Source organism: Pectobacterium betavasculorum, from assembly GCF_000749845.1.
GTDB classification, from domain to species: Bacteria; Pseudomonadota; Gammaproteobacteria; order Enterobacterales; family Enterobacteriaceae; genus Pectobacterium; species Pectobacterium betavasculorum.
In genome coordinates, this window is record NZ_JQHM01000001.1 from 1,606,565 (window position 1) to 1,618,613 (window position 12,049).

12 protein-coding genes are annotated in these 12,049 nt (G+C 46.9%); 9 read left to right on the top strand and 3 right to left on the bottom strand.

The window, feature by feature from the left end; translation table 11 throughout:
- Positions 1 to 51 precede the first annotated feature (51 nt).
- Both fliB and KP22_RS07365 read right to left on the bottom strand, forming a co-directional pair.
- Entirely contained in the window at positions 52 to 1,260 is a 1,209-nt protein-coding gene (gene fliB, locus KP22_RS07360) for a flagellin lysine-N-methylase (RefSeq protein WP_039323308.1), read from the bottom strand.
- A gap of 72 nt (positions 1,261 to 1,332) precedes the next feature.
- Complete coding sequence (locus KP22_RS07365) at positions 1,333 to 2,169, bottom strand: flagellin N-terminal helical domain-containing protein (protein ID WP_039323309.1); 837 nt, start codon at positions 2,167 to 2,169, stop codon at positions 1,333 to 1,335.
- A 265-nt stretch (positions 2,170 to 2,434) separates the two neighbouring features.
- Between KP22_RS07365 and fliD the strand changes: the two genes are divergently transcribed.
- The 3 genes from fliD to fliT are packed head-to-tail and all read left to right on the top strand — an operon-like array spanning position 2,435 to position 4,643.
- A complete protein-coding gene (gene fliD, locus KP22_RS07370; RefSeq protein WP_039323310.1) occupies positions 2,435 to 3,823 on the top strand; it encodes a flagellar filament capping protein FliD in 1,389 nt (462 codons plus the stop codon).
- Positions 3,824 to 3,852: 29 nt separating this feature from the next.
- The gene (gene fliS, locus KP22_RS07375) at positions 3,853 to 4,263 is read left to right on the top strand and encodes a flagellar export chaperone FliS (RefSeq protein ID WP_039323312.1); all 411 of its coding nucleotides are present in this window, start codon (positions 3,853 to 3,855) and stop codon (positions 4,261 to 4,263) included.
- On the top strand, positions 4,263 to 4,643 hold the full coding sequence (gene fliT, locus KP22_RS07380) for a flagella biosynthesis regulatory protein FliT (protein WP_039323315.1): 381 nt from the start codon (positions 4,263 to 4,265) through the stop codon (positions 4,641 to 4,643). Before fliS ends, fliT begins: the two co-directional genes overlap by 1 nt.
- Before the next feature lie 243 nt (positions 4,644 to 4,886).
- Here fliT and fliE read toward each other — a convergent pair whose 3' ends face one another.
- The gene (gene fliE, locus KP22_RS07385) at positions 4,887 to 5,201 is read right to left on the bottom strand and encodes a flagellar hook-basal body complex protein FliE (protein WP_039298737.1); all 315 of its coding nucleotides are present in this window, start codon (positions 5,199 to 5,201) and stop codon (positions 4,887 to 4,889) included.
- 260 nt (positions 5,202 to 5,461) lie between these two features.
- Between fliE and fliF the strand changes: the two genes are divergently transcribed.
- Genes fliF through KP22_RS07415 form a run of 6 tightly spaced genes read left to right on the top strand, consistent with a single transcriptional unit; the run spans position 5,462 to position 11,998 of the window.
- Positions 5,462 to 7,189: a flagellar basal-body MS-ring/collar protein FliF gene (gene fliF, locus KP22_RS07390; RefSeq protein ID WP_039323317.1), complete on the top strand. Its 1,728-nt coding sequence runs from the start codon at positions 5,462 to 5,464 to the stop codon at positions 7,187 to 7,189.
- Positions 7,186 to 8,178 carry a flagellar motor switch protein FliG gene (fliG, locus tag KP22_RS07395; protein ID WP_039298734.1) on the top strand — a complete coding sequence of 331 codons (993 nt, stop codon included), beginning with the start codon at positions 7,186 to 7,188 and terminating at the stop codon, positions 8,176 to 8,178. Before fliF ends, fliG begins: the two co-directional genes overlap by 4 nt.
- Positions 8,171 to 8,893 (top strand): flagellar assembly protein FliH, encoded by a 723-nt coding sequence (fliH, locus tag KP22_RS07400; RefSeq protein ID WP_039298732.1) that lies wholly within the window; start codon positions 8,171 to 8,173, stop codon positions 8,891 to 8,893. The genes fliG and fliH overlap by 8 nt, the downstream gene beginning before the upstream one ends.
- A complete protein-coding gene (gene fliI / locus KP22_RS07405; protein ID WP_039323319.1) occupies positions 8,893 to 10,263 on the top strand; it encodes a flagellar protein export ATPase FliI in 1,371 nt (456 codons plus the stop codon). Before fliH ends, fliI begins: the two co-directional genes overlap by 1 nt.
- Before the next feature lie 8 nt (positions 10,264 to 10,271).
- Entirely contained in the window at positions 10,272 to 10,718 is a 447-nt protein-coding gene (fliJ, locus tag KP22_RS07410) for a flagellar export protein FliJ (RefSeq protein ID WP_039298727.1), read from the top strand.
- Entirely contained in the window at positions 10,715 to 11,998 is a 1,284-nt protein-coding gene (locus KP22_RS07415; RefSeq protein WP_039323321.1) for a flagellar hook-length control protein FliK, read from the top strand. The genes fliJ and KP22_RS07415 overlap by 4 nt, the downstream gene beginning before the upstream one ends.
- Positions 11,999 to 12,049: the final 51 nt, after the last annotated feature.

Genomic DNA, 12,049 nt, shown 5'->3' on the forward strand with positions numbered 1-12,049 from the left:
ATTTTACACGTCACCGCTGAACAATAAAAAACCAGACATAGGCAAAAAACTTTACACTAACAACTGCAATGCAAAAAGTTCGTCATTAGTTTTAACCTGCTCAATTTCTGCTAAAAATTTATCAGTTGATGAGCTGCTATGCTGAGTCAATGTATGGAAGCTGTACATGACATCAATCATTACATCATCATCAATCCCCCCAGCTTCATGTGCATGAGCTGCAAGAAGGGATCTCATAATAAAATACTCAGAAGCCAGTAAATAAAAATTTTCTAGTGGAGTACGCCCTCTTCCATAGGGGAATCCATCGTGATAAAAACGATATAGAAAGTAATTTCTCCACAAATACTCACGCTCCAACAGCCAAGGTCGAACCTTGTCATCATACTCTTGATTAAGCTTTATTATTCTCTCTGAGAAATCGTCAACATCATGAGAAATAAAATGATGTGCTTTATCCAAGTATGCCAGCAGTGTTTGACGTCCACGAGCTACTGGTGACTGCCTCATAAACCCCTGAACCCGAAGCAACAATGCATACTGTGAAATCGTATCTTTTGGCATGGATGCCACATGATCAGCGATTTCATTCATCTCTAATGCCTGTATTAATTGAGAGAAGTATTGCTCTATTTTAGGGAATTTTGTTTCAAAGGATTCGTTATCTTGTTCTGCTTCTTTCAAAAAGAACAAAAATAAAGCAACAGCATACAGATTATGCTCAATTTTGCTTTGGTCAATCATAAGTAAATTTGAACACATTAAATTAATAATTTTCTCTCGCAGAGAAAAATCTGCATTTTTATTCAACGAAGCTCTAATTTCCTTATACTCATCAATATTCATTGCTTCAGGCCCAGATAGCAGTAAACGAACGGCTTCAGGACAAGAGAGTGACAAACTTTTTCTTTCAAGTGTTCGATAAAAAGTATTAGTTCTGGGATAGGTAGTACAGGTATGGCTTAATGCTTTCTCTCCCATTCTTTTATATATATTACATAAGCGTGACTCATCAAGAAATGGGCATTGCCCTTGTTCAGATAGCTTAATTTTAGCCCACTTATCGTGATTTTTTTTCAATGGTAAAATGCTATCAACCGCAATCTGCCGAATTTCAATATCTGCACTTTTAATATATTTATTATAGGTGGTTTTATCTAACACCACATCCCAACGTTGGCAGCAATGATCCCGACATTCAGAGCCAATGCAGCGAAATTGACTCATAAACGCGGGTTGAGTGATAACGAGCTCTTTCATAAAACCACCTATGCACAAAAAATAGTAAAAAGGCGACCGAAGTCGCCTTTAATTCTATCATGAAGATAAAAATTAACGCAGCAGAGACAGTACAGTCTGAGGAACCTGGTTCGCCTGAGACAGCACAGACGTACCGGCCTGTTGCAGAATGTTTGCTTTGCTCATGTTAGACACTTCAGTTGCATAGTCGGCATCTTCAATACGACCACGAGCATTAGAGAGGTTGTTTACCGTATTGTTCAAGTTGGTGATTGTTGATTCAAAACGGTTCTGGATCGCACCCAAGTTACTACGCGCGGTGTCAACTGACTTCAGTGCTGCATCAACTGCGGTTACAACGGCTTGAGCATTAGCGTTAGTGTCAACCTTAGTAGCAGCATCATTAATGGCTAATGTAGTTGTATCTGACTTCAACAAGGAATCATCAGTTATTTCAATAACATAGTCAGCAGTTGCATTTGAGCCAACCTGAATTTTAATAGAAGTGGCAGAACCATCCAGCAATGCAGTTCCGTTAAAGCTGGCAGTTTTAGAAATACGGTCGATTTCATCAAGACGCTGTTGAATTTCAGTACCGATAGAGGTGCGGTCATCCGCAGTGTTAGTATCACTTGCAGCCTGAACAGCCAGTTCACGGATACGCTGCAAGTTATTGTTGATTTCGTTCAGGTTGCCTTCAGCAGTTTGCGTCAGGGAGATACCGTCATTGGCGTTACGCGCAGCCTGAGTCAGACCTTTCACCTGTGCAGTCATACGGTTGGCAATCGCCTGACCAGCAGCGTCATCTTTGGCGCTGTTGATACGCAGACCAGAAGACAAACGCTCAATCGCGGTGCCTAAAGAAGACTGAGATTTGTTCAGGTTGTTCTGGGTAACCAGAGACATAATGTTAGTGTTGATAGCTGCCATGATAAGCGTTCCTTAATCAATGAGGTGTAAGTTTCGGGTTAGACCCACGGGTTCGTCCCCGTCGCTAACATTTATCGGAACACTTTTCAGAAGCTTTAATTTTTTTTGCTAAATTTATTTTTATTGCGCCAAAGGCAATCAGATAGTGGTATTGCGACACGACATGGCGGTATTGAAGATGGGCTATCTTTTAATGCTAAACTTATTTCCTATTCAGCCGATAACGCTTCTATAGACCACTGAACTCTGAATAAAGGATTCGAACATGGCAAGTATTTCTTCATTAGGCGTAGGTTCTGGATTAGATCTGGGTTCATTGTTAACACAACTAAGAACCGCTGAAAATCAGCGTCTTACGCCCATTACTGCTCAACAAAGCAGCTTTAAGGCTCAGCTTACCGGCGTCAGCGCACTGAAAAGCTCACTCGACAAACTCAATACTGCCACCAACGCTTTAGCAAAGTCTGAATCTTTCGGCATCACTTCGGGTTCAATTGATGCGATTACCAATACGAAAGTCTCCAGCACCAATAAAGCCTTTACCGCCACCACTGCCAGTCAAGCTGTAGCAGGGAGTTATAGCATTGAGGTGAAACAACTAGCGCAAGCGCACTCAATAACGTCAGCAGCCAAAACCAGCGCCACAGAGGCGTTAAGCGCGACAGATACCACGCTCACTATCACTCAGGCAAACGGAAAACCACTCACCGTTGACGTAAAAGGGGGGGAAACCTCACTAAACGACGTCCGTGATGCCATTAACAAAGCGAACGGCGGCGTAAGCGCCAGTGTGGTAAAAGCGAAAGACAACGAGTATTACCTGATGTTAACTGCTAGAGATAGCGGCGAAAAAGGGGAAATTACGTTAACGGATAGCGGCAATACTCTGGGTACGACAACGGAAAAAGTGGCGGCGCAAAATGCGTTAATCGTAGCAAACGGTATCGAGATCGAACGCCAGAGCAACACGATTGATGACGCATTTGAAGGGGTAACACTCTCATTGCAGGCAAAAACAGAAACCGACAAACCGGAAACCCTGACCGTCGATCAGGACATTACCGGAATGAAAGACGCAGTCAAAGCCTGGGTTGACGCCTACAACTCACTGCAAGACACGATTAGTGCGCAAACTAAATTTACCGCCGTTGAGGCTGGAGAAGACCAATCCAGTACCAACGGAGCATTGATAGGCGATTCAACGGTTCGTAATATACAGAATCAGTTGAAAGCACAGCTTACTAGTATGCAGACGGACAGTGGCGAGTTCAGAATCCTGGCCGATTTAGGAATCAAACAAAATGCCAAAACTGGCAAACTCGAAATTGACAATACTAAACTCGAAAAAGCGCTTAAAGAAGAGCCGGGTAAAGTACAAGCTTTTTTCGTCGGCGACAATGATAAAACCGGATTTGCTACACAGACCCGCAGTTATCTGAAAGAGGTACTCGATACCACTGAGGGTACGATCAAGACGAAAGAAGATAGTATTAATAAAACGCTAAAGTCACTGGATACTCAATTCACTCGCGTCAGTAACAGCATCGAAGAAACGATCGCACGCTACCAGAAACAGTTTACTGAGTTGGATAAAGCCATGTCTGGCATGAACAGCACCACCAATCAGTTGGCGAGCATGTTCTCTAATCTCTAAATTCTCGATGAAAGAAAATAGGTAATGTGATGTACAACATGAAAGGCAGCCAAGCCTATGCTCAAGTAGGCCTCGAAAGTAGCGTGATGAGCGCAAGCCCACACCAGCTTATCGTCATGCTGTTTGATGGCGCACGCAGTGCAATGGTTCGCGCGCGCATCCTCATGGAGCAAGGCGACATCCCAGGTAAAGGTATGGCGCTATCCAAAGCGATCAATATCATCAGCAATGGATTAAAGGCCGGGCTAGATATGGATAGAGGGGGCGAACTGGTTGAAAACCTGTCTGCCCTTTATGACTATATGACCCAGCGACTGTTGATTGCCAATTTACATAACGATCCCAAAGCAATAGAAGAGGTTGAAGTATTATTGGAAAACATTGCTGATGCCTGGCGGCAAATCGGCCCTAATTACAAACCAGAGCAGGAAGTACGTTAATGGTTTCCCCCCATCGGCTTCTAAAAGATTACCAACAGCTTTTGTCTCTGAGTCAAAAAATTCTTCATCTGGCCATTAGCGGCCAATGGGATACGTTGGTTGAGCAAGAGATTGTTTATGTTCAGTCCGTTGAAGGCTTAGTTAACATGCCGATCCCTGACGAAATCGACAGCGTGATGCGACTGCATCTGCGACAGATTTTGCAGGAAGTGATGGATAATGAGGCGAAAGTAAAACAACTTCTACAGAAGCGGATGGATGAATTAAGTTCGTTAATGGGAAAATCACTAAAGCAAAAGTCAATTAATACGACTTATGGCGAATTTGCAGACCAGAGACTGCTACCTGGTGAGCCCTTACCTGACGAAACTCACTCGTAGCGTTCTATCAATTATACCGATCTCGCCGTGCTTCTCTTTTATGCGAAGCACGTTCTTTTTTATTCATAGCCGAGGTTTTAATATACATCCTCAGCAAGAGCATAAAAAATCAGTACGAGACAAAGGAAATGGACAAACAGACAGGAAATTATCGCAGACAGAGATTGTGCGTAATCCCATTATGTAACAGTGAGATTACGCACAATAACTTTACTACTTACAGTTCGATGTGATTAGACGACATCAAACAGACATATTCATCACTTCCTGATACGCAGATACCAGTTTATTACGTACCTGAATACCCATCTGCATTGAAATGGATGACTTCTGTAAATCTACCATCACATCATTCAATGCTACGCCCGGTACGCCCATGGTGAATTTCTCACCCTGTGTACGAGCGGCCTGCTGCGTATCGCTGATCTTATCGATTGCAGCTTTCAACTCACTGGCAAAACCAGGTTCTACCGATGGTCTGGTTATTGGCGTGTCAGCAGCTTGCAGAGCTTTGACCTGCATCTGTTGCAGAACGCCATCAATACCTTGAACCGACATAACACCTCACTGAACCATACAGGTTAGACTGCTTATGCATTTTCTATGACAGCATTACCCTATCACACTACTTTTCAGATAAATCGCACAATTAGCGCGAAAAATGCCACCTTATCGACCCATCGATTTTTCTTTTACGGAAAATAATGACATGCCGATAAATGTTGGCGAAATGTTTTATTGATTGCGCAATCAGGGAGTTCTGTTTTGTCACGTCACAACGTTCAGTATATCGTTCAACAACCAAGCAGAGAAAGAGTATGAACGCCTCATTAACCGGCTCCGCTACCGGTAAAAATAACTTTGGCGAAATACTCAACCGGCTACGCGCCAATCCGAAGATTCCGCTTTTGATCGCAGCCGCTGCGACTATTGCCATCGTCGTTGCGTTGGCTCTATGGGCCAAAGGCCCAGACTATCGGGTTCTTTATAGCAACATAAACGACCGAGACGGTGGTGCGATTGTCAGTGAATTAACCAAGCTAAATATTCCTTATCGCTTTGCGGAAAGCGGTGGTGCCATCATGATTCCCGCCGCAAACGTCTACGAAACTCGACTCAGACTTGCTCAATTGGGACTGCCAAAAGGCGGCGCTGTCGGCTTCGAACTGCTCGACCAGGAAAAATTTGGCATCAGCCAATTCAGCGAGCAGATTAATTACCAGCGCGCACTGGAAGGCGAACTATCAAGAACGATTGAAACGCTAGGCCCTGTTCAGAATGCTCGCGTCCACCTCGCCATTCCGAAGCCTTCACTGTTTGTCCGTGAACAAAAAGCGCCCTCCTCCTCTGTCACGCTGACATTGCAACCAGGTCGTGCATTAGATGAAGGCCAAATCAATTCCATCGTTTACATGGTTTCCAGCAGTGTTGCTGGCCTGCCGCCGGATAATGTTACGGTAGTCGATCAGACCGGACGCCTATTAACCCAAGCCGGCGGTAGCAGTCGTGATCTAAATGCAGCGCAACTTAAGTACAGCAACGAAGTCGAAGCGATGTACCAGCGCCGTATAGAGTCAATCATCGCGCCAATGGTTGGTATGGGTAATGTCCATGCCCAGGTCACCGCACAAATTGATTTCTCTGCTCGCGAACAAACTGACGAACAGTATCAACCCAACCAACCGCCAGATAAAGCAGCCGTTCGTTCTCAGCAAACCAGCCAAAGTGAGCAGAGAGGAGGCCCGAACGTAGGTGGCGTGCCAGGAGCATTAACCAATCAGCCAGCACCGGCACCAACCGCGCCCATCGCGACGCAGCCAAATAATGCTGCCAACGCGAATGCGAATAATCAGGCAGGCCAGCAGAACCAAAACAACGCAGCGGGTACGCAAGCTAATGCGGCAAATGCCAATAGCGTCATTCAGACATCGAATGTTCGCAATGATGCAACAACCAACTATGAAGTCGACAAGACTATTTTACATACCAAACACAGCACGGGTGGCGTGAAGCGTTTGTCTGCGGCCATTATCGTTAACTACCAGCCGCCTGGTGAAGATGGCAAACCGGTTGCGCTGACAGAAGATCAGATTAAACAGATTGAAACAGTAGCACGTGAAGCAATGGGTTTCTCTGCCGAACGCGGTGATACATTAAACGTCGTTAATACGCCATTTATGGACAGCACCGACGGTTCAGGTGAGCTCCCCTTCTGGCAAAAACAGGCATTCTTCGACCTCCTGATAGAAGCAGGCCGTTGGCTGTTGGTTCTGATCGTTGCCTGGATACTGTGGCGTAAGTTGGTTCGGCCACAATTGCAGAGAAAAGCACAGCAACAAGAAGCGGCACTGGCAGCGGCAACCTTGTCTCAAGGTGCAGATAGCGACGTTATGGTCAACCTGAGTAGCTCGGAAGTTGAACAACAGCGGAAATCGCAACAACGTGTCAATGCAGAAATGCAAAGTAACCGCATACGTGAAATGGCAGAGAACGATCCACGCGTTGTCGCTCTGGTCATTCGCCAATGGATGAGTACTGAACTATGAGCCTGACAGGAACAGAAAAAAGCGCCATCTTATTGATGACCATTGGTGAAGACCGCGCCGCGGAAGTGTTTACTCATCTTTCGACCAAAGAAGTACAGCACCTTAGTGCTGCAATGGCGAACATGAGACAGGTATCACAGCAGCAACTGCTTGAGATCCTGAGAGAGTTTGAAGCTGACTCAGAACAATATGCCGCGCTCAGTGTGAATGCCGGTGACTACCTTCGCTCAGTGCTTGTCAAAGCCCTTGGTGAGGAGCGAGCATCTAGCCTGTTGGAAGATATTCTTGAAAGCCGTGACTCTACGAGTGGAATGGAAACACTCAACTTTATGGAGCCACAGATTGCCGCAGACCTTATTCGCGACGAGCATCCACAGATCATCGCAACAATTTTGGTGCACCTGAAGCGTGCGCAAGCTGCCGATATCTTAGCCCTGTTTGATGAACGTCTTCGTCATGACGTCATGCTGCGTATTGCAACCTTCGGTGGCGTTCAACCTTCAGCGTTGGCAGAGTTGACAGATGTTCTGAATGGCTTACTGGATGGTCAGAATCTCAAACGCAGCAAAATGGGTGGTGTTCGTACTGCGGCCGAGATTATCAACCTGATGAAAACGCATCAAGAAGAAGCGGTTATCGATGCAGTACGCGAATTCGACGGCGAACTGGCACAAAAAATTATCGACGAAATGTTCCTGTTCGAAAATCTGGTGGAAGTGGACGATCGCAGCATCCAGCGCCTTTTGCAGGAAGTCGAGTCCGAGTCCCTTCTGTTGGCACTGAAAGGCGCCGAAGAACCGTTACGCGAGAAATTCCTGCGCAACATGTCTCAGCGTGCGGCAGAAATTCTTCGCGACGATCTTGCAACCCGTGGTCCTGTACGTATGTCGCAGGTCGAAAACGAACAGAAAGCGATTCTGCTTATCGTTCGTCGACTGGCAGACAGCGGCGAGATGATTATCGGTGGCGGCGAGGATGCCTATGTCTAACGCCCCGAAAAATCTGGCCTGGCAGCCTTGGAAGCTCAATGACCTGGCTGAGCCTGTTTCAAAGCCAATGCCTCCATATCAGGTAAACGATGAACCTGAAGTACCTGATATGGCGCGTTTCAATGAAGAGAGCGTTGCCCCTACCTTAGAGGATGAGCTCACGTCTCTGCGTGAAAACACGATGCAACAGGCGCGAGAAACAGGTTTTTCCCAAGGCCATCAGCAAGGCTATGACGCAGGTTATCAGGAAGGTTTAGCCAAAGGACAGCAGCAGGGTTTGCAAGATTCCTTGCAGCAGCAGCAGCCGATCATTGAACAGATGCAGCAAATGGTCACCGAATTTCAGCAATCGCTGGATACACTCGATAGTGTAATCCCAGCTCGCCTGATGCAGTTAGCTTTGACCGCCGCCAAGCAGATTCTCGGGCAACCTCCGGTATGTGACGGTAACGCTCTGCTTGGCGAGATACAGCAATTGATCCAGCAAGAACCTATGTTTTCAGGTAAGACGCAATTGCGTGTTCACCCTTCCGATCTGGAACGCGTTGAACAATATTTGGGCCCGACACTCAGTTTACATGGCTGGAGATTGCTCGCTGATAGCCAGCTCCATCCTGGTGGTTGCAAAGTCAGCGCGGAAGAAGGCGATCTGGATGCAAGCCTGGCAACACGCTGGCATGAGCTTTGCCGCTTAGCCGCCCCGGGAGAATTATGATGACTTCACGCCTCGGACGCTGGCTCTCTTCTCTCGATTCATTTGAGAAGCGTATTGACGACACGCCTTCAGTGCGTCGTTACGGCCGCTTAACCCGGGCGACAGGTTTAGTATTGGAAGCAACAGGGTTGCACATGCCGCTGGGTGCAACCTGCCTCATCGAACGGCAGAATGGCTCTCGAGTTGAAGAAATTGAAAGCGAAGTGGTGGGTTTCAACGGGCAAAAACTCTTTCTCATGCCGCTGGAAGAAGTTGAAGGTATTACCCCCGGAGCACGTGTCTACGCCCGCGTCGGCCAAGACAGCAGCAGTCAGGGAAAACAATTACCATTAGGTCCAGAATTGCTTGGCCGCGTATTGGATGGTAGTGCCAAACCGCTGGATGGTTTACCCGCACCCGATACAGGCTATCGCGCACCACTGATTACGCCACCGTTTAACCCATTGCAGAGAACGCCAATCGAAAATGTTCTGGATGTAGGGGTTCGGGCTATCAATGCCTTGCTTACCGTGGGGCGAGGTCAGCGCATGGGATTATTTGCTGGTTCCGGGGTAGGTAAAAGTGTGCTGTTGGGCATGATGGCACGCTATACTCAGGCTGATGTCATTGTTGTTGGCCTTATTGGTGAACGTGGCCGAGAAGTGAAAGACTTTATCGAGAATATCTTAGGCACGGAAGGACGAGCGCGTTCTGTCGTCATTGCCGCCCCGGCTGATGTTTCTCCGTTATTAAGGCTACAGGGAGCAGCGTATGCCACGCGTATTGCTGAGGATTTTCGCGATCGCGGTCATCACGTTCTGTTAATCATGGACTCACTCACCCGCTATGCCATGGCACAGCGTGAAATAGCACTAGCCATTGGCGAACCGCCAGCAACCAAAGGTTACCCGCCTTCTGTCTTCGCCAAGTTACCCGCACTGGTAGAACGTGCAGGAAATGGCATTCATGGCGGTGGTTCAGTCACCGCCTTCTATACTGTTCTGACAGAAGGTGACGATCAACAGGATCCTATCGCCGACTCCGCTCGAGCCATCCTTGACGGACATATCGTGTTGTCTCGTCAACTCGCCGAGTCTGGCCATTATCCGGCAATAGATATTGAAGCATCGATTAGTCGTGCGATGACAGCGCTGATCGATGAAGGCCACTATGCTTCTGTAAGGCAGTTTAAACAGTTACTATCCAGTTACCAACGTAACCGTGACTTAGTCAGTGTTGGTGCCTACGCCGCAGGCAGTGATCCTATGCTTGATAAAGCGATTCGGCTCTATCCGTATCTGGAGGCCTTCTTGCAGCAGGGGATGTTTGAACAAAGCAACTATGAAGAAGCCTGCCAGACGTTGCACACTATTTTCCCTCGTAATGAGTAGGAGAGCAGATGAAAACCCAGTCACCGCTGGTTACACTACGCGAACTGGCGCAGAAGGATGTTGAGAAAGCCGCAGGGCAACTGGGTCAGGTACGTCAAGCCCATCAACAGGCAGAACAGCAACTCAATATGCTGTTAAACTATCAGGATGACTATCGTCAAAAATTGAACTCGACGATGTCCTCTGGTATGGCGAATAATAGCTGGCAAAATTATCAGCAATTCATCCGAACGCTGGACAGTGCAATTGAGCAACACAGACACCAGCTCTCGCAATGGACATCACGTTTAGATTTAGCAATGAAGACCTGGCAAGAAAAGCAGCAGCGATTGAATGCATTTGAGAAACTTCAGGATCGCGAACTGACAAAACAGCTTGCTAAAGAAAATAAAATAGAACAAAAACAAATGGATGAATTTGCCCAACGGGCCTCACAGAGGAAAGCAGAATCATGAATCTGTCCGCGTTACCTATAGCTACCACTGCCAGTGATGCAAGCAGTTCTTCTGCTTCTCTACTGACTCAAGGTGAGCTGCCAAAAGATTTTGTTGATCTGTTGAGCAAACGTATATCGCAAGTAGCCGATGATGCTTCGGGTAAAAAAACGTTCGATAAAGTAGAGAAAGACGCTCTACTAAATGCGTTAGGAAAAGATAATGCTTCGCTCAGTCGTGATGTTTTAAATTCCCTGCTTTCTTCATTCAGTTCTCTGACCGGAGCAACCATTACAGCAGGTAAGCAAAACCCAGAAATTGCAGAACAGGCGAAGTTAAAAGGTCTGGATAAAAAAGATAGCGACAATACTGCAAATGATGCAATTGCAATGCAGACGCTACTTGCCATGCTGCAAACAACACAGCGACCAACTCAAACTGCCGCCGATGGCGCCACTGTTAACCCGGGTTTAAATATTCCGGGACTCATTGACGTTAAACGCCAGAATGAGTCTCCTGCATCTGTAGGTGAAAGCGCCAAAGGCACGCTTGCCAAGTTACTCGATACATCTGTGATACCAGGAAAAGATACTGATATTTCACGAGATCTGCATCGTGCAACCAAACAAACCTCATCGGCAACGTCCGACTCTGCAGATGATGCTGCAAAATTTGCGCTGACTACGCCGCATTCTCTTACAGACGATCGCAATGCGTCTGAATCGATTTCTACGTTAGGAAACGGTGCAAGTGCGTCTCAAACTACCCCGCCAGTTGCGCAGGCTATGCATATTCAGCCAGCATCGGTGGGAACAACCAGTCCAGCGCCTCAGGCAGCAAGCGCTCAATTGAATGCACCTTTCGGTTCACCGCAGTGGCAGGACGCATTAGGCCAGCAGATCATTATGTTCAGCCGTAACGGCCAGCAGACCGCAGAGTTACGTTTGAACCCACAAGAATTGGGCGCACTGCACATCAGTTTAAAAATTGATGATAATCAGGCACAAATTCATCTGGCTTCAGCAAACAGCCAGGTTCGTTCAGCGCTGGAAGCTGCTCTGCCCCACCTTCGTAATGCAATGGCAGAAAGCGGAATTAACCTTGGCCAGAGCAGTGTTGGTAGTGATTCCTCTGCATGGCAGCAGCAAATGGCTGGTAATAACAATGATGGAAACAGCCGTGGCCCGTCTTATCAGCAACAATTTGGTCAGTCATCAGAAAGCACAAGTGAACTATTAGACGTACCAGAACAGTTAAGATCAATGGCATCATCGGTCAATGGCGTTGATATCTTTGCCTGAACATGAAGTAAACGATTAAGTTAGCACGATTTTCCCTGCCTATTCTCTGTA

Coding starts and splice junctions, on each gene's coding strand:
- fliB (WP_039323308.1), bottom strand. CDS start 1,260: ATGAAAGAGCTCGTTATCACTCAACCCGCGTTTATGAGTCAATTTCGC.
- KP22_RS07365 (WP_039323309.1), bottom strand. CDS start 2,169: ATGGCAGCTATCAACACTAACATTATGTCTCTGGTTACCCAGAACAAC.
- fliD (WP_039323310.1), top strand. CDS start 2,435: ATGGCAAGTATTTCTTCATTAGGCGTAGGTTCTGGATTAGATCTGGGT.
- fliS (WP_039323312.1), top strand. CDS start 3,853: ATGTACAACATGAAAGGCAGCCAAGCCTATGCTCAAGTAGGCCTCGAA.
- fliT (WP_039323315.1), top strand. CDS start 4,263: ATGGTTTCCCCCCATCGGCTTCTAAAAGATTACCAACAGCTTTTGTCT.
- fliE (WP_039298737.1), bottom strand. CDS start 5,201: ATGTCGGTTCAAGGTATTGATGGCGTTCTGCAACAGATGCAGGTCAAA.
- fliF (WP_039323317.1), top strand. CDS start 5,462: ATGAACGCCTCATTAACCGGCTCCGCTACCGGTAAAAATAACTTTGGC.
- fliG (WP_039298734.1), top strand. CDS start 7,186: ATGAGCCTGACAGGAACAGAAAAAAGCGCCATCTTATTGATGACCATT.
- fliH (WP_039298732.1), top strand. CDS start 8,171: ATGTCTAACGCCCCGAAAAATCTGGCCTGGCAGCCTTGGAAGCTCAAT.
- fliI (WP_039323319.1), top strand. CDS start 8,893: ATGACTTCACGCCTCGGACGCTGGCTCTCTTCTCTCGATTCATTTGAG.
- fliJ (WP_039298727.1), top strand. CDS start 10,272: ATGAAAACCCAGTCACCGCTGGTTACACTACGCGAACTGGCGCAGAAG.
- KP22_RS07415 (WP_039323321.1), top strand. CDS start 10,715: ATGAATCTGTCCGCGTTACCTATAGCTACCACTGCCAGTGATGCAAGC.